Source organism: Frankia sp. AiPs1 (assembly GCF_023716945.1).
In the GTDB taxonomy this organism is placed as follows: Bacteria; Actinomycetota; Actinomycetes; order Frankiales; family Frankiaceae; genus Frankia.
The window spans coordinates 34,899-61,231 of record NZ_JAMQQF010000004.1 but is presented as its reverse complement, the minus strand read 5'-3'; the positions used below and the strand labels follow the sequence as shown (position 1 = coordinate 61,231).

20 protein-coding genes and 3 pseudogenes are annotated in these 26,333 nt (G+C 69.1%); 13 read left to right on the top strand and 10 right to left on the bottom strand.

Annotated elements, in window-relative coordinates; all coding sequences use genetic code 11:
• From ND748_RS01605 to ND748_RS01595, 3 genes are all read right to left on the bottom strand, one after another.
• A partial coding sequence (locus ND748_RS01605; RefSeq protein ID WP_251743538.1) for an MGMT family protein occupies nucleotides 1-294 on the bottom strand: 294 nt, incomplete at its 3' end.
• Entirely contained in the window at nucleotides 189-1,835 is a 1,647-nt protein-coding gene (locus tag ND748_RS01600; protein WP_251743532.1) for a serine/threonine-protein kinase, read from the bottom strand. The genes ND748_RS01600 and ND748_RS01605, both read right to left, overlap by 106 nt.
• A 194-nt stretch (nucleotides 1,836-2,029) precedes the next feature.
• Nucleotides 2,030-4,504, bottom strand: coding sequence for an excinuclease ABC subunit UvrA (locus ND748_RS01595; protein ID WP_251743530.1), 2,475 nt, complete (start codon nucleotides 4,502-4,504; stop codon nucleotides 2,030-2,032).
• A gap of 272 nt (nucleotides 4,505-4,776) precedes the next feature.
• On the opposite strand from ND748_RS01595, the gene ND748_RS34420 reads away from it, so the two are divergent.
• From ND748_RS34420 to ND748_RS01575, 4 genes and pseudogenes are all read left to right on the top strand, one after another.
• The gene (locus ND748_RS34420) at nucleotides 4,777-4,941 is read left to right on the top strand and encodes a sigma factor (protein WP_251743539.1); all 165 of its coding nucleotides are present in this window, start codon (nucleotides 4,777-4,779) and stop codon (nucleotides 4,939-4,941) included.
• Nucleotides 4,884-5,033 (top strand): annotated as a pseudogene (locus ND748_RS33720) (sigma factor-like helix-turn-helix DNA-binding protein); the annotation flags it as partial. The gene ND748_RS34420 and the pseudogene ND748_RS33720, both read left to right, overlap by 58 nt.
• On the top strand, nucleotides 5,030-5,662 hold the full coding sequence (locus ND748_RS01580) for a hypothetical protein (RefSeq protein ID WP_251743528.1): 633 nt from the start codon (nucleotides 5,030-5,032) through the stop codon (nucleotides 5,660-5,662). The pseudogene ND748_RS33720 and the gene ND748_RS01580, both read left to right, overlap by 4 nt.
• Complete coding sequence (locus ND748_RS01575; protein ID WP_251743526.1) at nucleotides 5,659-5,877, top strand: hypothetical protein; 219 nt, start codon at nucleotides 5,659-5,661, stop codon at nucleotides 5,875-5,877. Before ND748_RS01580 ends, ND748_RS01575 begins: the two co-directional genes overlap by 4 nt.
• A gap of 62 nt (nucleotides 5,878-5,939) precedes the next feature.
• Here the strand turns inward: ND748_RS01575 and ND748_RS01570 are convergent, their stop codons facing one another.
• Nucleotides 5,940-6,224 (bottom strand): hypothetical protein, encoded by a 285-nt coding sequence (locus ND748_RS01570; protein WP_251743524.1) that lies wholly within the window; start codon nucleotides 6,222-6,224, stop codon nucleotides 5,940-5,942.
• A 367-nt stretch (nucleotides 6,225-6,591) separates the two neighbouring features.
• On the opposite strand from ND748_RS01570, the gene ND748_RS01565 reads away from it, so the two are divergent.
• The 3 genes from ND748_RS01565 to ND748_RS01555 all read left to right on the top strand — a co-directional run bounded on the left by ND748_RS01565 (nucleotide 6,592) and on the right by ND748_RS01555 (nucleotide 11,424).
• Nucleotides 6,592-7,620 carry a GTP-binding protein gene (locus ND748_RS01565; protein ID WP_251743523.1) on the top strand — a complete coding sequence of 343 codons (1,029 nt, stop codon included), beginning with the start codon at nucleotides 6,592-6,594 and terminating at the stop codon, nucleotides 7,618-7,620.
• A 421-nt stretch (nucleotides 7,621-8,041) separates the two neighbouring features.
• Nucleotides 8,042-9,157, top strand: coding sequence for a hypothetical protein (locus ND748_RS01560; protein ID WP_251743521.1), 1,116 nt, complete (start codon nucleotides 8,042-8,044; stop codon nucleotides 9,155-9,157).
• 416 nt (nucleotides 9,158-9,573) lie between these two features.
• A complete protein-coding gene (locus tag ND748_RS01555) occupies nucleotides 9,574-11,424 on the top strand; it encodes an Ig-like domain-containing protein (RefSeq protein ID WP_251743520.1) in 1,851 nt (616 codons plus the stop codon).
• Nucleotides 11,425-11,607: 183 nt separating this feature from the next.
• On the opposite strand, the gene ND748_RS01550 is transcribed toward ND748_RS01555, so the two are convergent.
• Both ND748_RS01550 and ND748_RS01545 read right to left on the bottom strand, forming a co-directional pair.
• Nucleotides 11,608-13,341: a serine/threonine protein kinase gene (locus tag ND748_RS01550; RefSeq protein WP_251743518.1), complete on the bottom strand. Its 1,734-nt coding sequence runs from the start codon at nucleotides 13,339-13,341 to the stop codon at nucleotides 11,608-11,610.
• A gap of 305 nt (nucleotides 13,342-13,646) precedes the next feature.
• Nucleotides 13,647-14,216 (bottom strand): TetR/AcrR family transcriptional regulator, encoded by a 570-nt coding sequence (locus tag ND748_RS01545; protein WP_251743516.1) that lies wholly within the window; start codon nucleotides 14,214-14,216, stop codon nucleotides 13,647-13,649.
• A 270-nt stretch (nucleotides 14,217-14,486) separates the two neighbouring features.
• Here ND748_RS01545 and ND748_RS01540 point away from each other — a divergent pair, with 270 nt between their 5' ends.
• The 3 genes and pseudogenes from ND748_RS01540 to ND748_RS34875 form a co-directional block, all read left to right on the top strand.
• Nucleotides 14,487-14,996, top strand: a complete 510-nt coding sequence (locus tag ND748_RS01540; RefSeq protein ID WP_251743515.1) for a hypothetical protein — start codon at nucleotides 14,487-14,489, stop codon at nucleotides 14,994-14,996.
• Nucleotides 14,997-15,121: 125 nt separating this feature from the next.
• Nucleotides 15,122-15,292: pseudogene (locus ND748_RS01535) on the top strand (VapC toxin family PIN domain ribonuclease); the annotation flags it as partial.
• 27 nt (nucleotides 15,293-15,319) lie between these two features.
• A pseudogene (locus ND748_RS34875) lies at nucleotides 15,320-15,479 on the top strand (ATP-binding protein); the annotation flags it as partial.
• A 106-nt stretch (nucleotides 15,480-15,585) separates the two neighbouring features.
• Here the strand turns inward: ND748_RS34875 and ND748_RS01525 are convergent.
• The 3 genes from ND748_RS01525 to ND748_RS01515 are packed head-to-tail and all read right to left on the bottom strand — an operon-like array spanning nucleotide 15,586 to nucleotide 19,317.
• The gene (locus tag ND748_RS01525) at nucleotides 15,586-16,608 is read right to left on the bottom strand and encodes an ABC transporter permease (RefSeq protein ID WP_011601464.1); all 1,023 of its coding nucleotides are present in this window, start codon (nucleotides 16,606-16,608) and stop codon (nucleotides 15,586-15,588) included.
• Nucleotides 16,605-18,122, bottom strand: a complete 1,518-nt coding sequence (locus ND748_RS01520; protein ID WP_251743511.1) for a sugar ABC transporter ATP-binding protein — start codon at nucleotides 18,120-18,122, stop codon at nucleotides 16,605-16,607. The genes ND748_RS01525 and ND748_RS01520 overlap by 4 nt, the downstream gene beginning before the upstream one ends.
• Before the next feature lie 40 nt (nucleotides 18,123-18,162).
• Nucleotides 18,163-19,317: a substrate-binding domain-containing protein gene (locus ND748_RS01515; protein ID WP_251743509.1), complete on the bottom strand. Its 1,155-nt coding sequence runs from the start codon at nucleotides 19,315-19,317 to the stop codon at nucleotides 18,163-18,165.
• 446 nt (nucleotides 19,318-19,763) lie between these two features.
• Between ND748_RS01515 and ND748_RS01510 the strand changes: the two genes are divergently transcribed.
• The 3 genes from ND748_RS01510 to ND748_RS01500 all read left to right on the top strand — a co-directional run bounded on the left by ND748_RS01510 (nucleotide 19,764) and on the right by ND748_RS01500 (nucleotide 23,778).
• Entirely contained in the window at nucleotides 19,764-20,993 is a 1,230-nt protein-coding gene (locus tag ND748_RS01510) for a cytochrome P450 (RefSeq protein WP_251743508.1), read from the top strand.
• Nucleotides 20,994-21,055: 62 nt separating this feature from the next.
• On the top strand, nucleotides 21,056-22,615 hold the full coding sequence (locus tag ND748_RS01505) for an aldehyde dehydrogenase (RefSeq protein ID WP_251743507.1): 1,560 nt from the start codon (nucleotides 21,056-21,058) through the stop codon (nucleotides 22,613-22,615).
• A 50-nt stretch (nucleotides 22,616-22,665) separates the two neighbouring features.
• Complete coding sequence (locus tag ND748_RS01500) at nucleotides 22,666-23,778, top strand: Zn-dependent alcohol dehydrogenase (protein ID WP_251743506.1); 1,113 nt, start codon at nucleotides 22,666-22,668, stop codon at nucleotides 23,776-23,778.
• 133 nt (nucleotides 23,779-23,911) lie between these two features.
• Here the strand turns inward: ND748_RS01500 and ND748_RS01495 are convergent, their stop codons facing one another.
• Nucleotides 23,912-26,221, bottom strand: a complete 2,310-nt coding sequence (locus tag ND748_RS01495) for a LuxR C-terminal-related transcriptional regulator (protein ID WP_251743505.1) — start codon at nucleotides 26,219-26,221, stop codon at nucleotides 23,912-23,914.
• Nucleotides 26,222-26,333 lie beyond the last annotated feature (112 nt).

Sequence of the window (26,333 nt, the reverse complement as noted above, 5' to 3'; positions counted from 1 at the left end):
CGCCGACAGCGGGGTGCGCTCGGCGGCGAGCCGGCGCAGCGCCTCGGCCGGCGCGGCCGGGTTCGGCTCGCCGGTCGACCGGATGACCCGGTGCCACGGCAGGTCGTCGTCCGCGTAGCGGGACAGCGCCGCGCCGACGGTCCGGCCGGTGCCCGCGCCGACGTACTCGGCGACGTCACCGTAGGTCATCACCTTGCCGGTCGGGATCCGGGCGACGGCGGCGAGCACCTCGGCCGCGTGCGGGCTCGGCTCGTCGCCGCCGAGGCGGATCCGGGTGCCGGTGCGGATGCGGATGCCGGCGTCGGTGGCCCGGCGCCGGTGGCACTGGTGGAAGCACCGGGACCTGGGCTGGCCGTGGGGGCGAGATGCCCCGCCATCGCCTGCTGGTTTTTGGCTTGTGCCTGGATCAGCAGCTGCGCCGACGGGTCGGACGGCGAGCCGTTGGTCGACTCGATCGCCGTGGCCGTGGCCACGGCCATAACGACGGCGACGACGAGAGCGCCGGTGAGAAGGCGACGTCGGCGACGTCCGCCCGAGCCGGCGGAGGGATCCCCTGGCCGGTCGAGGTTGGAGCCGACTGGAACAGCACCGGCTGGAACAGCACCCCCCGGAACAGCGCCGCCCGGCGGGACTGAACCCGCAGACGGCCCACCCGGCGAGACCTGCCCCGCCGACGACTCACCCGGCAAGACCAATCCCGCAGGCGGCTCACCCGGCAGGACCAATCCCGCAGGCAACACACCCGGCAGAACAGATCCCGCGGGCGGCTCACCCGGCAGAACAGATCCCACAGACGACTCGCCCGGCAAGACCGACCCCGCCGACGACTCAACCGGCAAGACCTGCCCCGCGGGCAACACACCCGGCAGAACAGATCCCGCGGGCGGCTCATCCGGCAAGACCTGCCCCGCGGGCGGCTCGGTCGGCAGGATCGATTTCCGCTCGGGCGGTTCGCCCGGCGGGATCGTCCGGCCGGTCGGGAACAGCGGGATGGCCGGCGGCGGGGTGGCCAGCGGTCGAATCGCGGGCAACCCGTGGAGGTTCGGTAACACGGCCCGGAGCTGGTCGGCCCCGGCCCGCGCGGTCGGGTCCTTGGCGAGCATGGCGGCGAGAACGGACCACAGCTCGTCGGTGAGGTCCGGCGGCCGGCCGGGCAGCAGGTCGACGTGCGCCCGCAGGATGGCCAGCGGCGCTCGCCCGGTGAACGGCGTGACCCCGCACAGCAGCTCGTACAGCACGAGCCCCGCGGCATAGACGTCCGCAGGCGGGCCGGCGACACCCTCCTCGATCATCTCGGGCGCCATGTAGAGCGGAGTACCGAGAATGCCCTGCCGCGGGGTCAGCCGCGTCGACGCGTCCATCAGCCCGGCGATCCCGAAGTCGGAGATCTTCGGGTGATACCCGCCGTCATGCCGGTCGAGCAGCACGTTCTCGGGTTTGAGGTCGCGGTGAATGATGCCGAGCTCATGCGCGGCCCCGAGCCCGGTCAGAATGTCGATGGTCGTCGCCACCGCTTCCGCCGGTGGTACCGTCCGGCGCCGTCTCAGCTCACGACGCAGGTCGGAACCCCTGACGAAGTCCATGACGATGGCCAGGTGCCCGCGCTCGGCAACGAGATCCCGGACCCGCACGACAAAGGGCGAGTCGACCCGGAGGAGCACCGAACGTTCCCGCATGAACCGGGCGACGATCTCCGGGTCCATCATGAGCTCCGGCAACAGGAGTTTGAAGGCGAGCGGCTCGCCGTCCTCATCCCGGCCGCGCCACACCTCACCCATCGCACCCCGGCCGATCATGGTCTCCAGAGTGTAGGAACTTCCCAGCTTTGTCGCCAACGCCCGCTGCCCTCCCTGCGCCAAGATCCCGGCGGCGCGATTCTCGCAGACATACCGGTCATATGACGCACGCAGGTCAGATCAGCTGTTCACGCGCAGGCGGATTGCACCTTCATCTGCGAAAACAGAGATTTACGCTTAACTGGGACGGCTGCCCCCAGTCAGGCATCAGTCAGGGGCCGGTCAGGCGCCGGTCAGGCGCCGACGTAGGCCGCCAGGTGCTGGCCGGTGCGGGTGGAGCGGGCGGCGACGAGGTCGGCGGGAGTGCCCTCGAAGACGATCCGGCCGCCGTCGTGGCCGGCGCCGGGGCCGAGGTCGATGATCCAGTCGGCATGCGCCATGACCGCCTGGTGGTGCTCGACGACGATGACCGACTTGCCGGCGTCGACGAGCCGGTCGAGCAGGGCGAGCAGGTGCTCGACGTCGGCGAGGTGCAGGCCGGCGGTCGGCTCGTCGAGGACGTAGACGCCGCCCTTGGCGGCCAGGTGGGTGGCCAGTTTGAGCCGCTGCCGCTCGCCGCCGGACAGCGTGGTGAGCGGCTGGCCGAGACCGAGGTAGCCGAGCCCGACGTCGGCGAGCCGGCCGAGGATGGCATGCGCGGCCGGCGTGCGCGCGTCGCCGGCGCCGAAGAACTCCGCGGCCTCGGTCACCGACATCGCGAGCACCTCGCTGATGTCGCGGCCGCCGAGGTGGTGGTCCAGCACCGATGCCTCGAACCGCTTGCCCTCGCACTGCTCGCAGGTGGTGGCGACGCCGGCCATCAACGCCAGGTCGGTGTAGATGACGCCGGCGCCGTTGCAGGTCGGGCAGGCGCCCTCGGAGTTGGCGCTGAACAGCGCCGGCTTCACCCCGTTGGCCTTCGCGAACGCCTTGCGGATCGGATCGAGCAGCCCGGTGTACGTCGCCGGGTTGCTCCGTCGCGAGCCGCGGATCGCGGTCTGGTCGATCGACACCAGCGCGCCGACGACCGCCGCACCGTCGCCGCCCCGCGGGGATCCGGCCGACCCGGCCCCCGCACCCGCGCCGGGCGGCTCGAACAGAGCCGGCAGCGACCGGTGCACGAGCGAGCTCTTGCCGGAACCGGCGACGCCGGTCACGACGACCAGCACCCCGAGCGGGATGTCGACGTCGACGTCGCGCAGGTTGTTCGCCGTCGCGCCGCGGATCGCCAGGCGCCCGGTGGACGTGCGCACCGTCTCCCTGAGGGCGGCCCGGTCGTCGAGATGGCGGCCGGTGAGGGTGCCGCTGGCCCGCAGCCCGGCGACGGTTCCCTCGAAGCAGACGGTGCCGCCCGCCGCACCGGCGCCGGGACCGAGGTCGACGACGTGATCGGCGATCGCGATCGTCTCCGGCTTGTGTTCCACGACGAGCACCGTGTTGCCCTTGTCCCGCAGCCGCAGCAGCAGGTCGTTCATCCGCGCGATGTCGTGCGGGTGCAGGCCGATGGTGGGCTCGTCGAAGACGTAGGTGACGTCGGTGAGCGAGGAGCCGAGGTGGCGGATCATCTTGACGCGCTGCGCCTCGCCGCCCGACAGTGTGCCCGACGGCCGGTCGAGCGCGAGGTAGCCGAGCCCGATCTCCACGAACGAGTCGAGGGTGTGGTGCAGCGCCGCGAGCAGCGGTGCCACCGACGGCTCGGCCAGCTCGCCCACCCACCCGGCGAGGTCGCTGATCTGCATCGCGCAGGCGTCGGCGATGCTGATCCCGTCGATCCTCGACGATCGGGCGGCCTCGCTGAGCCGGCTGCCGCCGCAGTCGGGGCAGGTCGTGAAGATCACCGCCCGTTCCACGAACGCGCGGATGTGCGGCTGCAACGCGTCGACGTCCTTGGCCAGGAACGACTTCTGGATCTTCGGGATCAGACCCTCGTAGGTCAGGTTGACGTTGTCGACTCTGATCTTGGTCGGCTCCTTGTGGAGCAGGTCGTGCAGCTCCCGCTTGGTGAACCGGCGGATCGGCCTGTCCGGGTCGAAGAAGCCGCAGCCGCCGAAGATGCGCCCGTACCAGCCGTCGACGCTGTAGCCGGGAACGAGGAGCGCGCCCTCGTTGATCGACTTGCTGTCGTCGTACAACCGCGTCAGGTCGAAGTCGGAGACCGCGCCCCGGCCCTCGCAACGCGGACACATGCCGCCGGTGCGGGTGAAGGTCTTCCTCACCGCCTTGGCGGCACCGCGCTCGACCGTGATCGCACCGCTCGCCCGGACCGAGGGAACGTTGAAGGAGTACGCGCCGGGCGGGCCGATGTGCGGCCGACCGAGCCGGCTGAACAGGATGCGCAGCAGCACGCCCGCATCGGTGACCGTGCCGACCGTCGAACGGGCGTCGCCCCCCATCCGCTGCTGGTCGACGATGATCGCGGTCGTCAGCCCGTCGAGCACGTCGACCTCGGGGCGCGCCAGCGTCGGCATGAAACCCTGCACGAAGGCGCTGTACGTCTCGTTGATCATCCGCTGCGACTCCGCGGCGATCGTGGCGAACACCAGCGAGCTCTTGCCCGAGCCGGAGACGCCGGTGAACACCGTCAGCCGGCGCTTCGGGATCTCGATGCTGATGTCGGCGAGATTGTTCTCCCGCGCGCCCTGCACCCGGATCAGCTCGTGGCGATCGGCAACGTGCGGCGCGGGCGACTGCGCGCCCGCCCCCGTGCCCGTTCCCGTGGCCATGGTCATCCGCGTCTCCATCCGTCGGGCGGCGCCGCCCTCGTGCTCTCCGTCTGCGTCATCCGGGCCCGACCTGCCCAGCCCCGTGCAGTACACCGTCATCGCAGTACACCGTCACCGCAGTACACCGTCACCGCCGCGCTCCCGGCAACAGCCGCCGCCGCTCTGACCAGCGAATTCTCGTTGCGCTTCCGGCTGCACCGCCTGCGGGTGAGACGAGGTGTGCGGATGGAGCAACCCGCGGGCCGCTCGGCGGGATCTGGATGGCTGTGGAGGGGCGGATGGATGAGGACAGACACCGGGAGTTCTTCGAGCCGCGGCTGCCGCGGCTGCTGGGACTGGCCTACCTGCTCTGCGGGGACGCCACGGAGGCGGAGGACCTGACCCAGACGATCTTTCCGAGGATCAGGTGGCCAAGGTGCTCGGCCGGTCGGTCGGGACGGTGAAGAGCCAGGCGTCCCGAGGACTGGCGAAGCTGCGGCTACACCCCGCGCTGCATTCCGGTGGCATCGAATCGATGACGGGAGGTTCCGCATGACAACCGACGAGGCCACCGTCGCGTGGCTGCGCGCGGCGGCGGGGGATCTGCGTGCACATCCCTCGGAGCGCATCTGGACCAGCGTCGAGGCGCGGGTCTCCGGGGAACGTCGACGACGGGCGGCGAGGCGGACGATCCCGCTGGTCACGGCATTCGCGGCCGCCGTGACCATCGTCGCCGTCGCGGTCGGCGGCACGAGGACGGGCAGCGACGATCACGTGTGGCTGGTACCGGTCGCGCCACCCTCCAGCCACACGATGACGGCCGTTCACCTGTCCGCGGCCGAGAAGGCGGCGATTCCCCTGGAGTGCGCGCAGTCGGGTCCCGGTCAGGCTGATCCGGCCCGGTCCCCCACCTTCGGTCTGGTCCCGCGAGCGGCGGTCCGCGACGGTATGGGGATCAGTATGAGTGTGCTGCTGGCCATTGGCGCTACGACGACCGAGTGCGAGATCCCGCTCGACGCCGCCGGACGGCCGGACATCTCATTGGCCTACGGGTTCATGAGCATGACGGCGCCCACTCGCTCCGTCCCCGACCCCGTGTCCATCGACATTTCCGGCCGCCACGGATTCGGGTGGTCGGAGCGGCCCGATGAACCAGAACGGTGCACACCGTCGGCGGGCGGGTGAGCGCCGAGGTCGCGCGGATCACAGCGACCACACCCGACGGGCAGACGAATCAGGTCCCGATCCAGGACGGCTTCTTCATCACCCGGTCCGTTCAGGTGGATGGACCGGAACCGACCGGCAAGAACATGATCTCGGACTGGACGCGGTCCAAGGCGTCCGTTCTACGGTTTTACGACGGCAGCGGCCGGCTACTCAAAACCGCCACCGCAGGATAACCGCCTCGGTCGGGTTCGGAAGCGGATCGATCCAAGTCCGCCACCGACAGGCAACGGAGCTGTCAGGACGGGACCTGGACCGCGAAGACCTGCTCGTGGTCTGCGGGTGTCCACATCCAGCCGGCGCCCGTTCGCGAACCCAGCGTCTCGCTCGCGTTCACCGGATACGGCTCGTCGGGATTGGTCATTCCCCACCGTTGCGCGATCGTCTGGGCAGTACTGCGCGCGGCGGCGATGGCCTCCTGCTCGTCCGCATAAACTCCGATGATTCTCAGCGCCGGGTCCTCTATCATGCCGCACTCGATGCAGCCGACCTTGCAGACGAGCCAGTTTATCCTGCTGCTCACGAGAATGTCCTTCCGGAGTATCCGCGGACGCCGGGCACGACCAGACTTCTCGACCGCCGGGCCCCGGCGCTGTCGCCCGCGCGCCGATCCTAGCAAGCAATCCGACGACAACCTTCGGGCTCGGCAATGCTTTTCCACTCTGGTGGCGGGGCCTTATGGCTCCCCGTCAGGTGCCCATTCCGGGAAGCACCCGCGGCGGGGTGGCTCGTCTCGTGGCCGCCGGGTCGGCGGGCAGCCTGGGTGGATAGTCTTCGTGGGCCGAGCCCGGGATCTGCACACCAGCCAACGCGGTTCGCGCCACCGGCGCAGCTCAGCACGGGCGGATCGCGGCACGGGCGGATCGCGGCATGACAGGAGACGGGCGGGGATGGGCGTGCGAGTACCCGTGATCGCGCTCACCGGATACCTGGGCGCGGGCAAGACGACGGTGCTCAACCACCTGCTCCAGGCGCCTGGGGCGCGCCTCGGGGTGGTGGTCAACGACTTTGGCGCGATCAACGTCGATGCCGCGCTGGTCACCGGCCAGGTGGACGAGCCGGCCTCGATCGCGGGCGGCTGCCTGTGCTGCCTGCCGGACACCGACGGTCTGGACCAGGCGCTGGCGAAGCTGACCCATCCGCGGTTGCGGCTGGACGCGGTGATCGTGGAAGCCAGCGGCGTGGCCGACCCCCCGCATCTGGCCAGGCTCATCCGGTTCAGCGGCGTGGACCGGGTGCGTCCCGGTGGTCTGGTCGACGTGGTCGACGCCGCCGCCTACTTCGACACCGTCGACACGGGCGGCCTACCGCCGGCCCGGTTCGCCTCCGCCTCACTCGTCCTGATCAACAAGACCGACCGGATTGCGCCGGCAGACCGCGCCGAGACGGTGGCGCGGATCGCCGGCCGCGTTCGCGCGAGCAATCCCCACGCCCACGTCGTCGAGATCACCCACGGCCGCATCGACCCGGTTCTCGTGTTCGACGCCGCGAGCCCGCACGACCCGGTCGACGAACTCCCGCTCGCGGCCCTGGCCCGGCACGATCACGACGGCGACCATGACGGCGAGCCGCACCCGCGGGTCAGCGCGGTGACCGTCCCCGCCACCGGCCCGGTCGATCCCGGCCGGCTGGTCGACCTGCTTGAGGACCTGCCCGCGGACCTGTACCGGCTCAAGGGCACTGTCACCGTGGACACCGGGCGGAGCATGCGCGGCCACGTCGTCAATGTCGTCGGACGCCAGATCCACGTCGCGGTCAGGCCCGCGACGCAAGCTTCCGACGGGCTGGTCGCGATCGGCATGCATCTCGACGAGCCCACCGTGCGCACCCGGCTCGAGGCGGCCCTCCAGCCCCGCCCCGGCCGTCCCGCCGCGGACGGACTGCGTCGCCTCGCCCGATACCGGCGTCTGAGTACCTGAGCGGTTAAGCACCTGCACGCCTGAGCGCCTGAGCGCCTGAGCGCCTGAGCGCCTGAGCGCCTGAGCGCCTGAGCGCCTGAGCGCCTGAGCGCAGCCGACCACCGAAGCACCTGGACGCCCGGCGGTGCCCAGGCAGTGCGGTGCGCCCGCGCCGTCCTGACGGACCCCCGCGCCAGGGTGCTGGCGGGCTGCCGTCGACACCACCAGGCGATGATCACAAAACGCAGATGCGGACCGATCATCCAAATAACCACGCATCTGCAACATCGGTTGTTCTATGCTCCCATTCCCGAGCATCCATCTTGCTTCGGAGAGTGACATGCGGGCGGTCCATGAACCCGTCGCCACGTCTCCGGACCTCAGTACCGCCCCGCCTGCCTCGGTCGGCAGGTCACCCATCCGCCCATCAAGGAAGAAGTTGATGACGAAGAAGTCCCTACGGGCTCCCCTGTTCACCACGCTTGTTCTGGGTGCCACCCTCGCCGTCGCACTGCCGGGAACCGCCTACGCGTCGACCACCCTCACGGTCCGTAGCCCCGGCGCCACGGCCGGGCCGACGTCGGCCAATTCGGAGAGTGCGAGCAGCGCGAACTGTCGGACCGGTGGCGACGCCAACGACGTTGTCTCCGGGGTCGGGATTCTGCAGACCGTCGGTACCGGAACAGCGCAGAGCAATCTTCACGTCAAGGGGATCGTCCCCTTCGACGGAACCGCCGAGTACACCGTCGCCAACGGCTACTCGGCCGGGGTCGTCGGCACCAACACGACCCAGGCACGGGCCATCGGCGGCACGGGCGGGTCGGGCGGCGGGCTTGATTCCGCCTTCGGCTCGACCCCCTATGCCATGTGCCTCGACCCGGGCGGCACGATCACCGGTACCCAGATCGTGATGAGCACCGTCGCGGGGCCGACCGCCGCCGGAACGACCGACCTGACGGTGGCGACCTGCCCCGAGGGCACGCGCCTGCTGGGCGGCGGGGCACGAACCGTCCCGGGCACCGTGGGGGCGCTCAAGCCCATCGCCAGCTACCCCACCTACGTGGACGGCACCGGCGCGGGCACGCACGACAACGGCAAGATCGCCGCCGCCGACGGGGCGACCAACCCGACCTCCTGGGCCGCGGGCAGCTCGTACGGCGGCACCAGCACGGGCAGCACCAACACCACCTATGCCTACGCGATCTGCAGCGGGAGCGGCATCAACGTCAGCGGCGTCACCGTCACCGTGCGGTACAACGAGACGAGCGGCCCGACCAGCGTCGCCGCGCCCCAGAAGACCACCACCGGGTGCGGCGAAGGCAACGGGACGCTGATCAGCGGAGGCGCCGGCATCACCGGGAACGACATCACGACGTCCGACTTCACCGCCCCCGGGTCACAGGGTGACCACCTCAACGGCAGCTACCCCAGCGACGGGAGCGGCAACCCGCTCACCACCTCGCCGGCGAGCTGGACGTCCACCACGCACACCGGCGGAAGCGGTTCGACGAGTGACACCAGATCCCATGTCTGGGCGTTGTGCCTGGCCGGCAACTGACGATCCCCGGCGCGGATAGCCACAACACGGAGTAGTAGCGCGATTCCGTGGGTGGGCGTGGCGCCCGACGCGTACCCACCCACGGAACTACCGGCCACCTGAGATCCTCCGCGGATAGTGGTTTTCAGCCCGCCCTCTTACCGTAGATACGGAATATCTCGGGGGAAATCTGCGCATTTGCGGCTCAGTGTGCAGTACAGTCCTGTCGCTCTGCCAGGTGACGATCCGATCCGCAACTGCGGGAACTCCAGCAGGTCCAGTCGCGCGTCATCTCCTGGCGGGGCCGCGGGCGCAGGCCGCTGCCCCGCCTGAAACCAACCAGATGACTCCGGGGGAACAGCGACATGCTTTGCAGGGGCCGGGCCGAGGGCCTGGCTTGGCCGAAACGGGTGTTCAGGTCGTCGCCGGGTGGCGTGGTGGTCGCGGCGTCCGCGCTCGCGCTGGTCTTCGCCGCGGCGGCACCGGCCGGCGCGGCACCGGCCGTCGCGGCGCCGACACCGGGTCAGCCTGCGGTAGCCGCGCCGCAGAAGCCGGTGATCCACGTGACCACCACCAACCTGCCCGTCCCGGGTGCGTCCGGGGCCTACGCGACCGCGGTGACCTCGTGCCCCGCGGGCAGTGTGCTGGTCAGCGGCGGCATGTGGGGCAGCAAGATCGACGCCACCGACCCCGCGCCCCCGATCAACGGGTTGCGCGCGAAGGGGAACTTCCCCAGCGACGCGAGCGGGACCATGCTCGCGAACGGTGCGCAGAACCCCGAGTTCTGGGCGGCCCTGGGCAACTTCGGCGGGCAGGCCGAAGACGGAGACAAGATCACCAGCTTCGCGATGTGCGCGGAGGGGACGAAGCTCGACCATCGGGTGGTCTCGGTCTCCTCCGTCCCCGGCCCGAACCAGCCCAGCCTCGCCTACGTCACGACCGCGTGCCCGGACGGGACCGTCGTGGTGGGCGGAGGCGGGCACACCCTGCCCCCGCAGGCTCCCAGCCTGAAGTCGCTGGGCAGTTTTCCCAGCGACGCCCAGGGGAACCCACTCCCGGACGGCGCGACCAACCCCCGGTACTGGACCGCCATGGGTCTCATCAACGGCCACGGGGACGGGACGTCGCAGACCTTCTCCTACGCCGTGTGCGCCGAGCCGGGCGACACCGACATCAAGGTCGTCCGGACGGACCGGTTCGGCCCGCAGGAGGGCAGCACCTACGCGATCGCCACCGCGAGCTGCCCGACGGATCTGAGCCTGCTCGGCGGTGGCCAGAGCATGCAGAAGGGAGTGACCTCGGGGAACCCGGCCGGCGGCACCCATCTGCGGGGCAGCTACCCCAGTGACACGGCAGGTGATCCCGACGTCAACGGCGCCAGCAACCCCACGTCCTGGAGCGCGATCTTCGCGGCGGGCGGGTCCGGCGGGACGGGTGACCAGGTCGCGAGCGCCTACGCGCTGTGCGCCGACTTCGACCACGACACGTCGACCACGCTGACCGCGAACACCACCGGCCCGCTGTTCGGGCACTCCACCGAACTGACCGCCTCGGTCGCACCGGGCGTGGCAGACGTCGGCACCCCGAGCGGCAGCGTGACGTTCGCCGACGGCACGACCCCCCTGGCGACCGTCCCCCTCAACGCCGGGAAGGCCACCTTCAGCACCACCCAGCTGCAGCCCGGCGCCCACCCCATCACCGCCAGCTACAGCGGCGGCCCGACCTTCCGGCCCAGCACCAGCGCCGCGCCGACCACGATCACGGTCGGCTTCAGCCAGCCCTGCCTGACCACGGCCCACCTCGGGCCGCTGATCGTCTCCGCCGGTCAGTCCCTCTGCATCGGCCCCGGCGGCCGGCAGCTGGGAGCGGTGGCCGTGCGGCCCGGCGGAGCGCTGTCCGTGACCGGCGGCCAGATCACCGGGGCGGTCGCCAGCAGCCAGGCCGCCGCCGTCACCCTGTGCCAGGCGTCGGTGAACGGGCCCGTCGCGGTCCTCGCCACCACCGGCTACGTCCTGATCGGCTCAGACCACCTGCCCTGCGCGGCCAACACCGTCAACGGTGCCCTGGACGTGAGTCGCGGCACCGGAGGCGTGCAGATCACCGGCAACACGATCGGTGGAGCAGTCGCGATCAACAACAACAGCGGCAGCGGCCTGAGCCCGGACGACGCCGTCCCCGCCTTCACCGCCAACCGCGTCACCGGCGCGCTCGTCTGCGCCGGAAACAGCCCCACCCTGCGCCAGACCGGCAACACCGTGACCGGCCTGCGACTCGGCCAGTGCCGATGAGGTCTGCTGCGTAGCAGGGCTGCCTCGAAGTAGGGGCTGCCTCGAAGTAGGGGCTGCCTGCCCGCCAGCACCGGCCCCGGCCGCCGTGGTCACCGCGGCGGCCGGGGCTCATCGTGCCCACGGCTTCTTCACCGGGTGCGACCCAGGTCATTGATGTTCTCCGGGTGCGACCCAGGTTATTGATCATCTGTGCCGGCGGTGCCTGAACCAGTCACCATCCCGGCTGAGCGGAGTTCCGGCGCGGCCCGGCCGCGAGAACGTCCGGGATCGGTCGAGGCCGGCCGTCGCCGCGCCTGAGGACGCCGGATCGGGCGTGATCGCACTGGCCGTCGACCGGACGTCCCCCGGCTGGGTTTCCGGTGGTTGCGGAACAGCTCCCGATGTCGACGGGACGGCTTCCCGCAGCACCGGGACTCCCGCCGCGGAAAGCGGCGTGGTTGCTGGTGGCCGGGATGTCGGCGTCGTCTTCGGGGCGGGGAAGGTCCGCCCCGCGGGCCCCGCGGCCTTCGCTGCCGTTCCGCCCGGCGGCCGGTCATCCGGCGTGGTGAGAACCGTGCGGGCGGCTTCGGGTCGCGCGTCCGTCGCCGCCGCGGTGCCGCCCCCACCCGGTTGGTTCGGCGGTGGCGGCGAGACGACGGGCAGCCAGCCGGCTTCCGCGCCGACGGACGTCGGAGGGGACATCTGCTCCCGATCGGCCCCCATCGCGACCGGCACCGCCGTGGCGATCAGGGCCAGCAGGACGGCGGCGACCGCCAGCACGGCGGCCCGCCTGCGGCGACCACCACGCTGGCCGGCCGTCGACTCGGCCCGGGCTTGTGGGATTTCCTGGACTCGTGCCGCTTCCCGGACTAGTGGGGCTGCCTGGACTCGTGGGGCTGCCTGGACTTGTGCCGCTTCCTGGACTTGTGGGAGCGTCGGCGGGTCGATGACGGCGGTCGAGCCGTGGAGCACCTGAGCCGCCGGGTCCTCGCCGCCGACCAACCGCAGGGTCGGCGCACGCCAGCCGTCGAGGGCCCGGGCGACGGCCGGCGCCGCGTCGGCCTCCGTGCCGCCGAGCAGGCCCAACAGCACCTCGCCCGCGGTCGGCCGGGCGTCCGGGTCCTTCCGCAACGCGCGTCGGACCAGCCCGATCATCCCGGCCGGCAGGCCGGACAGCCCGGACAGGTCGGGTTCCTCGTGCAGCGTCCGGTGCACGACCACGTCGGGCGCACCGTCGCCGAAGGGTGGCCGACCGGTCGCCGCGAAGACCAGCACCCCCGCCCAGGCGAACACGTCCGCCGCCGCGCCGACCCGATCGCTGTGGGCCTGCTCCGGCGCCATGTACCCGGGCGTGCCGATCCACGTGGCGTCATCGTCGACCGGCAGGGCGGCCCCGAGGGCGTTCGCGATGCCAAAATCGATCACCCGTGGCCCCGCGGGATGCAACAGGACATTCGACGGGGTGAGGTCGAAGTGCGCGATCCCGGCCGCGTGGATGGCCGTCAGTGCCGACGCCATCCCGATACCGAGGCGTTCCAGATCGGCGGGTGACAGCGGGCCACCGGCCGTCACCGCCGCGCCGAGGGTCGGTCCGGGAACGAACTCGGTGACCAGATACGGAAACTCGGCGTCCGGACACGCGTCCAGCACCTCGGCAGTGCAGAATCCGGCGACCTGGCGGGCATGGGTGGTCTCCCGGCGAAAACGTTCCCGGAACTCCGTCACGTTCGCATATTCCGGCCGGATCACCTTGATGGCGACCGGCCGGCCCGTTGACGACTCACCCAGATAGACCGTCCCCATGCCGCCCTCACCGAGCAGGCGCAGGACCCGGAAATCGCCGATCACCGTCGGGTCCGCCGCACGCAGCGGCGAGCCGGGCTGGTCGACCGCGGCGGCCTCCACCGGGACGCCGGCGGCCGCGATGCTGCGAGTCATCGGTTCCACCTCATCGGGCCCGAGCATGGGGGGCGGATGTCACCTCCGCCGAGTTCACCCGATTCTTTCAGTTCCGGCGTCACGGGATCCGGCGGCGCCGCTCGGACCACCAGAATTCTCCGTCCCCGCCCAACGGCCGACAAAATCGCCACCCGGAATCCGGCGAGACCCGGATGACGACAGCGAACGGCCCATCAGGGCATTCCGCCTGGCCCGCCCCGCTTGGCCGTCAGCCGGCGGACGAGACGGCCACGGTCACCCAACCAGCCGACTTCTCACGGTCTCGGGACGGCCGCGGGACACGATCAGGGCTGGCGAGAGCCGGGCAGGTCGAGAGCTGTTCGCAGGGGTGGGGCCAGCGGGGTGGCCCGGTCGGCGCGAAACGCCTGCACCAGATACGAGGCGAGCCGCCGCGATGCCGCGGTCGTCAGCTCCCGCCCGCCGGCATCGATGCCGCCACTGGCGAGCAGGATCAGCGAAAGGTCGGCGGGTACGAAGTCAGGCCGCAACGAGCCGGTCTCCTGCGCGCGGCACACCAACTGCGCGAACCGCTCGTCGGCCCGCCGGCGGAAGACCTCGAACTCTGTCCTGTGCGGGAACGCCGCGGCGAATGCGGTCAGAAATCGTCGGTCGCGTTGCTGCTGGGTGCACAGCCTGAGGACGAAACGGCAGAATCCCCGCCAGGGGTCGGGGTCGGCCAACGCCAGGTCGAGGATGTGCCCGCAGGCCGCCAACTGCTCCGCGAAGGCCGCCGCGGCAAGGGCTTCCTTGGTGGGGAAGCGCCGGTACAGGGTGGCCGTTGCCAGTCCGGCGCGACGCGAGATCTCTTCCATCGAGATTTCCAGCCCCTCGGCCGCGAAGGCCTCCCGCGCCACCTCGAGGATCCTCGCACGGTTTGCGGCGGCATCCGAGCGCAAGCGAGTGGATACCATCGACCTCTCTCTCACTTCCGGCTCACGCTGGTGACTCGTCCTCATCGGACTGATAGGAAATACCAGTGTAGGGCCGTGGGCGCCCCTCGCCGAGTCCCTGCCTGCTGGCCGGCGGCCCACCTCCGCAGCGGGCGCCCCAGGCGAAGAGCGCTGGCCGCGCACGCTGTGTATGCCGTTTACGGCAGCGCTCCCACAAACAAAAAGGAGCCTGAGATGACCGATGTTCCTGTGGCCGTCCCGGAGATGACGCTCTCCGCCGTGGACATCGCCTTCATCGAGAAAAATCCCTCGGCCGCGATGATCACCCTGGCCGCGGACGGAACGGCGAAGGCGGCGCGGGTGATCGTGGCGATCGTGGACGGGAGGTTGTGGAGTACCGGTACCGTCGACCGGGCCCGCACCCGTCGGCTGCTGCGCGATCCCCGATCGACCCTGTTCGTGTTCGAACAGGGCCACGGCTACCGTTCGTTCGAGACGACGGTGACGATCATCGACGGACCGGCGGGGATAGACGCGAACGTCCGCCTGTTCCGCAAGATCCGAGGGCGGCCGGCGGGACCGATCGACTTCTTCGGAACCGAATATGACGAGGAGGCGTTCCGCGCAGCCATGATCGACGACGGGCGGATCGTCTACGAGTTCAACGTCCTGCGCTCATCGGGCGTGGACCACGTACTCACCGAGGCACCCACCCTCGATGCTCGATCCCAACACCGGTCGTAGCGGCAAGGCGCCGTCGGTCTGGCACGATTGGTTCGTGTCTGCGTTCGCACCAGCTGGAGCTACGACAAGAACCGCGCGGTGAGCCTGCTGACGAAGGCGGGATGACCCGTACACGAACGCACTTCTCCCAGAAGATCCACACAACCCTGAGTCAACTCGGCATCGCCGGGGGCGCCGTGTATGACGGGCTGGTGGCGCTCGCCGCCAAAGCGCATGGCCTGGCCCTCGCGACAAGGGATGCACGCGCGCGTGGAACCTATGAAGCGGTCGGAGTCAAGCTGATTCTGGTCGGATGAAGCCGTGCCGGCCGAAAGATCGCCTGCCGCCTCGCCCCGCAGTTAGTTTTTATACTTGGGGAGCCATTTCGTCGCGGCACCGAACGCATACGCACCGACCACGCAGGTGTCGGCCTTCGGCCTGGCAATCGTCAAAAGAAGCGCCCAAGCACACGGCGGAACCCTCATCCTCACCTCGAGTCTCTGAGGGGCTCTGCGTCAACCGGTGAAGGCACTACACGATACCGAACACCGGGTACTGGAGATAAGGCCAAGCAGCGCCTTCCCTGGCTGCGGTCGGTCCAGCGGCCGAATCACTTCCGGCTCGTCCGGGCGGCGAGCGCGACGGCGATGATGAGCGCAGCCCCGTTGAACAGGTCACCGACGTACGACGGTGCGCCGGCGAGCTGGAGGCCTTTCACGCCCACACCCAGCAGGTAGACGGCGACAAGAGTGCCGAGAACATTGACCCGTCCTGACTTGATCTGCGTCGCGCCGAGGAACGCGGCCGAGAAGGCGGGCAGCAGGTAGGGCGGCCCCACGTCGGGACTGCCGAGTCCCAGTTTGGCGGCGAGAATCGCGCCTCCCAGGGCGGACAAGAACCCCGCGAGGATCAGCGAGCGGGCCACCAGGCGGTCCACTCGGAGGCCGGCCAGCCGAGAGGCCTGCGGGTTCGCGCCCACCGCGTAGAAGTACCGGCCCACCGGCGTGTACTCGAGGACAAACCACAGGACCAGGGCGATACCAACCAGGTACCACACCGTCACCGGAATGCCCGCTGGTTGCGCGCGCCCGGCCTTGAGTAGATCGGGCGAGAAACCCTTGATCAGCGTCTGGCCATCCGTGATCCAGTAGGAGCCGGCAGCCAGCAGGCTGCCCATCCCCAGGGTCCCGATGAAAGAATTAACCCGGAGTACAATGATGACTAGGCTATTGACAGCACCAATGACGATGCCGGCAGCAACAGCAGTCAGCACGCTAAGAATGGCATTGACATGATGACCCTGCAGCCACGCCACCAGGCAGACGCTGAACCCTAGAGTCGCAGCGACGGAAAGATCGAAGACTCCGGCGGCGAGCGGCACCACCAACGCGAGGGCGACGATGGCGGCTATCGCCTGGCCGTCCGCGACGCTGCGTGCCGTCTGGCTCGTCAGGAACGTGTCGGGCAGCCAGATGCCGTAGGCGATGATCAATGCGGCCAGCACGTACAGGCCGCTGAACCGATCGAGGCCCAGCCGCGGAATGATCCGGCCTGAGCGCTTCGTGGGGCCAGCCGAGTCGCGGCCGGTTACTCGCGTCGCTTCCGAAGTTGCCGCGGTGTCGGTGGTGCTCACGTTGTCTCCTTCTGCTTAGCGAGAGTCGCGGCGCTGATATCGTCGGCGGCAAGCGGCGCCGTGAGCTCATCGACGACGCGGCCGCTGCGCATTATCAGCACCCGGTCGGCGATCTCTGAGAGTTCTTCGCTGCTGGAGCTGCAGGCGAGCACACCCAGACCGTTCTCGACGGACGCGCGGACGAGTCTGTGCAGTTCTGCCTGCGCTCCGACATCGACGCCCTGCATCGGTTCGTCGAGGACGAGCACTTTCGGTCCCAGCCGCATTGCTCGGGCGATCATGACCTTTTGCTGGTTACCGCCGGACAGCGAGTCGATCGGCTGCTCCGGACGCGCGGGGCGGATGTCGAACTTCTCCAGCAGGGTGCGCACGTCGGTGCGCTCGGCGGAACGCCGCAGCAATCCAAAACTGGAGTACGGCGCAAGGTGGGAAATCGTCAGATTCTCACGGACTGAATGGTCGGGGAGCGCGGCATTCACCGTACGTTCCGCCGGGACGCCCACCACGCCGGCTCTGATGAACAGATCCGGGCGATTGGACCGCAGCGGCTCACCGTCAATGGCGACGCGTCCAGCGAAAGGCGCGCTGCCAGCGATGAGCCGAGCCAGCTCGTCGCGGCCCGACCCGGTGATGCCCGCCACGCCGACCACCTCGCCGGCGTGGACAGTCAGGTCGACGTCCTGAACGACCTGACCGCACACGCCACTCGCGGTCAGCACCGGTGCGCCGGCGGCAGCCCGCGCGTCACTCCGCACGGCGCGTAGCGCACGGCCGAGCATCAGCTCGATGAGGGAGTCATGGTTGAGTTCGGTCACCGAACGGCTCACGACTACCTCGCCGTCGCGTAGGACGGTCACGCGGTCGGCGAGCTCGAAGATCTCCTCGAGATGATGGGAGATGAATATCAGCGCTACGCCCCGGTCGCGGATGAGTCGGAGCAGCCGAAAGAGCCGCTGGATCTCCGCTTTGGGCAGATTGACGGTCGGCTCGTCCAGGACGATGACGTGTGTCCGCCCGCCGTGGTCGGACACCGCCCGCGCGACAGCGATGGCGGTTCGCTCGCTGACCGACAGGCGGCCGATCGGCCGGCGGACGTCGATCTCGTAACCGAGCGCGGCCAGCGCCCTGCGCGCCGCCTCGTGCTCGGAGCGCCACCGGATACGTCGACCGAACGCGGTGTCAAATCCTCGACCGAGGGCCAGATTCTCGGCGCAGTTGAGGTCGTCGATAAGCCCAAGATCCTGGTGCACGAACCGGAGCCCGGCGGCGTGCGAATCGGCGGGTTTACCGAAGGAAAGCTCGTTCCCACCGACTTCGATCACACCGCCCGGCTCCGGGCTGTGGTAGCCCGAAAGGATCTTCACAAAGGTGGATTTCCCTGACCCGTTCTCGCCGACGAGTCCGTGGATCTCGCCTGGTGCGATCTCCAGGCTGATGGCCTTCAACGCCCGGGCCCCGCCGAAGGTCTTCGCAAGGTTCACCACCCGCAGGGCTGGTGACGACGAGTTACTCATCCAGAATCCTCAATCGTAAGCGACCCAGTGGGCGAGGCTGCTAGGACAGCAGCCAGAGCTTCTTGTAGGTGTCGGCGAAGTCGCGCACGCCGAGCCAGAAACCCGAGGTGTCGAAGGACGCGCTGCCGATGTTGTCCGACGTGAGCACCTGGGACACCGGGGCGGTGTTCGTCACCGTGCTGATGGGATCGCCGACAGCGGCCCGGACCGCGATGTCCATCTCCCGCCAGCCAGCGATCGGCGCCTGATCCTGGGCCCAGAAGACCTGCTTCTTGTCGCGCAGTCCCTGGTACTGGTCGACGCCGGGCAGGTAGCCGCCGATCTTGACCTTGCCGGTCAGCCCAGCCGCCGCCAGCGCCGGCTCGACCCCGGTCAGGGCGTCACCGAAGGACGAGACGATGTAGGTGGTGTCGGGAGCGCGCTGCAGCGCGCTGACGACCATGCCGGGCAGCTTCGTCCCGAGGTCGGAAAGCTGGAACGACACCGTCTTGACCTCGCACTTGGGGCACCACGGCTTGAGCTGGTTGGCCAGCGACTTCCCGTAGTAGTCGTCGATGGGGAACGCCGTCGACGAAAGAAGCTGGATGACGTCCTCGCCGTTGCCGTGAGCCGCGATATAGGCGGCTGTGGCCTTCGCCATCAGGTCGGTCGAGTGCAGGTCGCAGTCGACGGCGATGAGCGGGCCGGACGGCTTGTCGGTGATGCACTGTGCGATGATCTTCACGCCCTGGCTCTGCGCGCGGGACACCTGGTCGCCGAACGCCGACATGTTGTAGCCGGCCTCGAAGATGAAGTCCGGCTTCTGATCGAGAGCCTGCGACATCGCCTTGACGGCGTCCTCCGCGCCAGTACCAATGACGATCTTTGAATACTTCCAGCCCAACGCCTCCGCGGCGGCCGCTCGTTCCTCGTCGATACGGCGAGCGATGGGCACGTTGGCCTCCAGGACGACCACTCTCAGCCCGGGAGGAGCCTTCTTGGTGATCGGCGTCGAGTAGCCGATCCCCGACGGGGCAGCGACGACCTTGGCCAGGTACTCTGCCGCCTCCGACGACGAGCTGGCCGTGCTCTGCGGCTCGGCGGCGCCAGACGCGCCGGCGGTGTCCGACGAACCGCTCGAGCCACACGCGGCGACGCCCACAAGCACTGCGGCCGCCGCCGCCAGGCTAAGGCCGATCCTCTTTCTCGTACGCACTGCTGTCCTCCGATAGCCCAAAGTGAATGTGGGCAGCCGCCGGCCGCTTCAGCGGCGCTGGTGTCTGGTGTCTGGAGTCAGAACGGTGAGGGCGGTCAGGCCGGTGAGGGCGGTCAGGCCGGTGCGAGGCACCCTCGTGACGTCGAGGACTGTCCCATCGCCTGGTGACGTGTGTCTCAGGTGAAAACACCCAGTTGCTCACGTGTTCGGGGGCGAGCCGCTGTCACACCGCCCGCCTGACCAGCGCTTACCTCCAGCCGGCTTTGCACCGATATGCGCAGTCGCACCTCGTCACACGCTGTGACTCTTCACGCACGCCCGTCGACGGGTAGGTGCCGGGTCAGGTGTCAGATCAGGTGTTTTCGCGCAAGACGACGGGCGTCCAGAGGGAGACGCTCGTCACATCGACCGGCCCCGCCAGCCGACCACCCAGAGTTGGGAGAACGGTGACCACCACCCCCACCACCGTCCCGGAGAAGCCCGACGTCCTCTCCGCGGAGTTCGCTCGCGACCCGCACACCTATTACAAGATCATGCGTGACTTCTATCCGGTGCTGCACCACGAGGTCAGCGGCTACTACTTCGTCAGTCGGTACGAGGACGTGGCCCGGATCTACAAGGACTCGGTCGGCTTCTCGAACGAGAACTACGCGTTCCAGATGGAGCCCGTCATCGGCAAGACCGTCATCCAGATGGGTGGACGCGAACACGCCATCAACCGGCAGCTCATCACGCCGGCCCTGCGCGGCAACTACCTTGAGGAGCTGCTCCCCCAGGTCGACGAACTGGCGACCGAGATGATCGACAAGTTCCGGACCGCCGGTCGCGTCGACCTGGCGGAGGATTTCACCAAATGGTTCCCGATCAACGTGATCGTCAAGATGCTAGACCTGCCCCGTGAAGATCTGCCGAAGTTTCACGAGTGGTACTCCTCGCTGATGGCGTTCCTCGCGAATCTCACGAACGACCCGGAGATCCACGCCTGGGGAATGCGCACCCAGCAGGAGTATCCGGCCTACATTCTGCCGATCATCGCCGAGCGTCGGCGGAATCCCGGTACCGACCTGATCTCGCGCCTCACCCAGGCCGAAATCAACGACGAGCAGTTCTCCGACGAGCAGATCAAGGCCCTGATCGGCCTGCTGCTGATCGCGGGTGGCGAGACCACCGACAAGTCGATCGCGAGCACGCTCAAATATCTGATCATGCACCCTGAGCAGCTTGAGGCCGTCCGCCAGGACCCCTCCCTCGCGACCCGCGCGCTGGTGGAGACGCTTCGCTACCACCCACCCGTGCAGATCATCCTCCGCACGACGACCGACGACGTCGAGGTGGCGGGAACCGTGATCCCGGTGGGGAGCGTCGTCGGCTGTGTCAACGGCGCGGCCAACCGGGACGAGCGTCGGTTCGATGACCCTGACACATACAACATCTTCCGCGCGGACATCAACATCAGGCAGGCCTTCGCCGGTTCGGCCGACCACATCGCCTTCGCACTCGGCCGCCACTTCTGCGTCGGCTCCCTGCTGGCCAAGCGCGAGGCCGAAACGGCCATCAACCAGATCCTCGCCGCGATGCCGGACATCCGCTTCGCGGACGGCATCGAACCCACCGACGCGGGCCTGTTCACCCGCGGTCCCGAATCTCTGATCGTGGAGTTCACTCCCGCCAGCTGACGGCTCCCTCGCGAGCAACCGTCCTTCCTCTCGGCAAGGGCCCCTCTCGGCAAGGACAGGCTATGACTTTCACCATCGAAAGCCCCGCTCTCGCGTCCAGCGAGGTCTCGGTCCCACATTATCGGCTGTTCATCGACGGACAGTGGGTCGACACCTCGGAACAGTACGTCATCGTCAATCCCGCAACGGAGGAGACGATCGCCACGGCGGCCAAAGGCGGCATTGACCAGGCGGACGCCGCCGTCGCGGCGGCCCGCCGTGCGTTCGACCAAGGCGTCTGGCGCAGTCTTCCGCCGGTGCGCCGCGCGGCGGTGCTGGAAGCCGTGGCCGACGCTCTCGAGGCTCGTTCCGAGGAGCTGGCGGCGACGGCGACGCGCGAGGGCGGCGCGCCGCTGTACCTCTCCATGGGCCTGAATGCGATCACGCCGGTGTCCAATCTCCGGTACTTCGCCGAGCTGGCCCGCCGGTACCAGTTCGAGGCTCCCGGGCCGGTCGTCGGCGGCATCGCGCACGGGGGCGTCATCCGCAGGGAGCCGATCGGCGTCTGCGCGGCGATCGTGCCCTGGAACTTCCCGCTGGCCCTCGCGGTCTGGAAGATCGGCCCCGCCCTCGCGGCGGGCAACTCCGTGGTCCTCAAGACCGACGAGAAGACCCCGATCGGCGCCCTCGAACTGGCGCGGGAGCTGCAGGCCGCCGGTCTGCCGGACGGCGTGTTCAACGTCGTCACCGGGGACGGCGAGGTCGTCGGCGCCCACCTCGCCGCCCATCCCGATGTCAACAAGATCGGCTTCACCGGCTCGTCCGAGGTCGGCCGGAAGGTGGCCGAGGCCGCGGGCCGGAGCAACCTCAAGCGAGTCACGCTCGAGCTGGGCGGCAAGGGCCCGAACATCGTGCTGGCGGACGCCGACATGCAGATGGCGGTCGACGGCGCGATCTGGGGCTTCCTCATGCACGCCGGACAGGCCTGCGAGTCCGGGACCCGCCTGCTGCTGCCGAGTGCGGTCCACGACCGGTTCGTCGCTCGGCTGGTCGAGCGGCTGGCCACAGTCAGGATCGGCGACCCGCTGGACCCCACCTCCAACCTCGGCCCGCTGATCAGCGCGGCGCAGCGGGACCGGGTCCTCAAGTACGTCGAGCTGGCCCGAGTGGAGGGGGCCACCGTCGCGTGCGGCGGGCGCGTGCCCGCGGGCACCGACAAGGGGTACTGGGTCGAGCCGACCGTCCTCACCGACGTCACGAACGACATGAGGGTCGCTCGGGAGGAAATCTTCGGCCCCGTCCTGTGCGTCCTGCGTTACGACACGGTGGACGAGGCCATCGAGATCGCCAACGACAGCGACTTCGGCCTGGCCGCCGGCGTCTGGAGCAGCAACGTGGACGCCGCACTGGACGTGGCCCGACGGCTGGAGGCCGGGTCAGTCTGGATCAACGATTTCCACATGGCCAACGAGAACTACCCGTTCGGTGGGTTCAAGCAGAGCGGGGTGGGTCGCGAACTCGGCGTGAACGCCCTCGACGCCTACACGGAGGCCAAGTCCATCCAGATCAGCATGGAACCGGACATCCAGAAGCGGGCCTACGGCCTCGCACTGTCCACCCCCGCCCCCGCGTGGGGCGACTGATGCGTCAACACGCGTAGCCATCCACCTGAAGCAGGAAAGGGACCACTGCCGTGAAGACCAAGGCCGCAGTCCTCTACGAGGCGGGCAAGCCGTTCGAGATCGAGGAGCTCGAGATCGTCAAGCCGGGGGCCGAGGAGGTGCTCGTCCGCTACGACTACTCCGGCCTCTGCCATTCCGATCTCCACATGGTGAAGGGCCACCTCCCCTTCCGAGCCCCGATGGTCTTCGGCCATGAGGGAGCCGGCGAGATCCTCGAGGCCGGGTCCAACGTCACCGGTTTCCATCCCGGCGACCACTTCGTCGCTTCTTTCTACCCTGTGTGCGGCCGGTGCCGCTGGTGTGCGACCGGCAACTCCCGACTGTGCGACCTCGGCGCGAACGGCCTGGAAGGCTTTCTCCCGGGTGGCCGCTTCCCCTTCAGGGGCAAGAGCGGCGAGTACGGCTCGATGATGACGCTGGGCACCTTCAGTCAGTACGCGACCGTGCACCAGAACTCGATCGTCAAGATCGACGACGACCTCCCACTGGACAAGGCGGCCCTCGTCGGCTGCGGGGTACCCACCGGCTGGGGTTCCGCGGTCAACTCGGCCGAGGTCCGGCCCGGTGACACCGTGGTCATCTACGGCATCGGCGGCATCGGCACCAACGCGGTCCAGGGTGCGGCCTACGCCGGCGCGCAGCACCTGATCGCCGTCGATCCCGCGCCGGACAGACGGGAGAGCGCGAAGCGCTTCGGGGCGACGCACACCGCCGCCACGGCGGATGAGGCACTCGAGCTGGTCACGCAGCTCACGCGCGGGGTCGGCGCCGACAGCACCATCATCACGGTCGACGAGCTGACCGCCGAGGTCGTATCGCAGGCCAACGAGGCGACTTCCAAGGGCGGAACCATCGTCATCACGTCGATGGGTCAGTACGAGGACGAGACGATCAAGCTCTCCGGGGTTCAGCTGGCACTCTGGGGCAAGCGGATACAGGGCTCCCTCTACGGCGGGTGCAACCCTCTGTACGACATTCCGAAGCTGCTTTCCCTCTACCGCACCGGCCACGTCAAGCTGGACGAGCTCATCACGAGCATCTACACCTTGGAGCAGGTCAACGAGGGCTACGACGACCTGATGGCGCACAAGAACATCCGCGGCATCATCGCGCACGAGCACTAGACCGCCGGTGGACATCTCGCCGGGGTGAGGCGGGGATCGACGAGATCCCGCGCGGTGACGCGCGGGATCCTGTTCCTCGTCGGGTATTCCGCCGCAATCCCGTCAACTCGAGGTGGTGAACGGTCGCAGGCTTCTAACGCCCGGACTCGACCGGCTCTCGGCGTGCCATCCACACGGCGACCTGGGAGCGGGAGCGGAAGTTCAGCTTGGCCAGGATTCGGTTCACGTGGCCCTCGACGGTGCGTCGCGAAATGGTGAGCGACCCGGCGATGTCGGCGTTGCTCAGCCCCTGGTAAATCAAGCGGCTGATCTCCCGCTCGCGAGCGGTCAGCGCGTCGCCGTGCGAGCGGTCCGGCGGGACGGTGAGGCTGGCCCGGACCGACGACATGTCCAGGACGAAGTCGATGGCATCCTCGACGTCCAGGGCGAGCCCCGCGGCGAACTCACGCTCAAAGTTCTCGATTCCCGTCGCATGACGGATGCCTTCCACGTACTCCGCCCGTCGCGCCGTCAAGAACGCCGATCCGAACAGGGGCTGCCGCCCGCCCATGGCCCGGCACAGCATGCGACCAATCCCGAGCAGCCGGGCGGCGTACTCCAGCCGTCCCAGGTCTACCGCGTCCCACACCATGACCTCGACGCAGGCTGAAGCGCCCAGCCAGTCACGCAGGGATGCCTTGGCGGTGAGGGCAATACGCAGTGACTCGACGGAACGTGCCGGCTCTCCGGCGAAGTGGTGGACCAGTCCGCGGTTCCAGTGCGCCCAGGAGGCCGCCCACCGCTCGTCGTGGGCTTCCGCCTGGGCCACCGCCACGTCGCACTGTCGCCGCCCTTCATCGATCCGGCCGGCGAGAGTGTGGAGCATTGCGAGCTGGGCGCCGCAGAGGATACTCAGCGCCCCGTCCTCTCCGGCCTTCCGGTGGCGGCGCTGGGCGTCCTCGAGCAGCAGCAGGGCGCCCTCGGAGTTCCCGTCCAGCTCTTCGAGCGTGCCGAGGAACTGCATGGCGGTCGCGGCCGCCGAGGCGTCACCGATCGCCCGACCCATGTCCCGGGCCGCCTCCAGGTGAAACCGAGCGTTGGCCTTGTCTCCCTGGACCATCTCGTACCACCCGAGCACCCACAGGGCCTTTGCGCGCGCCGGCGTCGACTCGGGATTCTCCGCGAGCGCGCGTTGTAACCAACGACAGCCGTCACGCAGGTGGCCACAGGCATTCCAGTAAAACCAGAGCGCACCCGTCATCTCGAGGCCGATCAGCCGCTCCGAGCTCCGCGAGAGGGAGTAGCCGACGGCGGAGCGGATGTTGGGAAGCTCACCCTGAAGCCGCCGGACCGTGACGAGCTGCTCGTCCCCGGTCGAGGTGTGCGTACTTTCCAGCGCCAGACCGAGGTAGTGGTCGCGGTGCCGACGACGCCACGTCTCCACCTGTTCACAACGCTCGAGCCCGAAAACGCGCAGGCTTTCCAGAAGCCGGTAGCGTGGGGCGGCCTCGATCACGTTGCAGGTTACGACCGACTTCTCCACCAGATTCCCGATCAGTGGAACAATCTCGTCCCCGGTCAGGCCGTCACCGGCACACACCTCCCGGGCGGCGGCGAGGCTGAAGGACCCACTGAAGATCGCCAGCCGGCTCCACAAGGCCTGCTCCTGGGGCGTGCAGAGATCGTGGCTCCACTCGATCGCCTTGCGCAGGGTGTGGTGGCGGCGTGGGCCAGCCTCGTTCCCCCGGTCGAGCACGCGGAAGATCGGCACGTCATCCGACAGCATCTGCGGAAGATCGAAGGAGCGCGTGCGGACCGCGGCCAGCTCGATGGCGAGAGGGATGCCGTCGAGGCGGCGGCAGAGCTCACCCACCATCCGGAGCCGGTCGGCGGTGACCACGAAGTCCGGTGCGACCGACAGCGCCCGGTCCAGGAAGAGCTTCACGGCATCGCTGTCGGCAGCGGAGTTCGACGACGGCGCCGGCAGGCTCAGCGGGGGAACCCGCCAGGTGCGCTCGCCGAAGATGCCGAGTGGCTCACGACTCGTCGCGAGAACCCTGACCCCGGGCGCTGTGGGCAGCAGGGCGCCCATCAGCCGCCCGCACGCGGCGAGGAGGTGCTCGCAGTTGTCGAGTACCAGCAGGATGTCGCGCTCCTGGAGGGCCCGGCCCAGGCTCGGCAGCGATTCGCCGCCGCTGTCCAGCGCCAGGCCCAGCGCCGCGGCGATCGCCGCCGTGACCTGGTCGCCGTGGGCGACCTCGGCAAGCTCGACGAAGACGACGGAGTCCACCAGGTCGCCCGCCTGCCGGCGCAGCACCTCTTTGGCTAATCGGGTCTTTCCCACCCCGCCGGGTCCGGTCAGGGTCATCAGCCGCGAGCAGGACAGGAGCTCCGCGATCTGGACGCACTCCTGCTCCCGGCCCACGAAGCGGGTGAGGTCGGCAGGAACGGGAGAACATGTCATGACAGCTCCGACCTGACGCCGCTGAATCTGGTGAGAGCGCTCGAGACTAGAGCGATGCGGGAAGTTGGTCAACAAGGATTCGAGCGTGCGACCGGTAGATCGGTATTCGAGG

Excerpts from the sequence above, each read along its gene's own strand:
- ND748_RS34420 (WP_251743539.1), top strand. The coding sequence starts at position 4,777 with ATGGATGAGGACAGACACCGGGAGTTCTTCGAGCCGCGGCTGCCGCGG.
- ND748_RS01580 (WP_251743528.1), top strand. The coding sequence starts at position 5,030 with ATGACAACCGACGAGGCCACCGTCGCGTGGCTGCGCGCGGCGGCGGGG.
- ND748_RS01520 (WP_251743511.1), bottom strand. The coding sequence starts at position 18,122 with ATGAGTAACTCGTCGTCACCAGCCCTGCGGGTGGTGAACCTTGCGAAG.
- ND748_RS01540 (WP_251743515.1), top strand. The coding sequence starts at position 14,487 with ATGACCGATGTTCCTGTGGCCGTCCCGGAGATGACGCTCTCCGCCGTG.
- ND748_RS01565 (WP_251743523.1), top strand. The coding sequence starts at position 6,592 with ATGGGCGTGCGAGTACCCGTGATCGCGCTCACCGGATACCTGGGCGCG.
- ND748_RS01550 (WP_251743518.1), bottom strand. The coding sequence starts at position 13,341 with ATGACTCGCAGCATCGCGGCCGCCGGCGTCCCGGTGGAGGCCGCCGCG.
- ND748_RS01505 (WP_251743507.1), top strand. The coding sequence starts at position 21,056 with ATGACTTTCACCATCGAAAGCCCCGCTCTCGCGTCCAGCGAGGTCTCG.
- ND748_RS01595 (WP_251743530.1), bottom strand. The coding sequence starts at position 4,504 with ATGACCATGGCCACGGGAACGGGCACGGGGGCGGGCGCGCAGTCGCCC.
- ND748_RS01560 (WP_251743521.1), top strand. The coding sequence starts at position 8,042 with ATGACGAAGAAGTCCCTACGGGCTCCCCTGTTCACCACGCTTGTTCTG.
- ND748_RS01495 (WP_251743505.1), bottom strand. The coding sequence starts at position 26,221 with ATGACATGTTCTCCCGTTCCTGCCGACCTCACCCGCTTCGTGGGCCGG.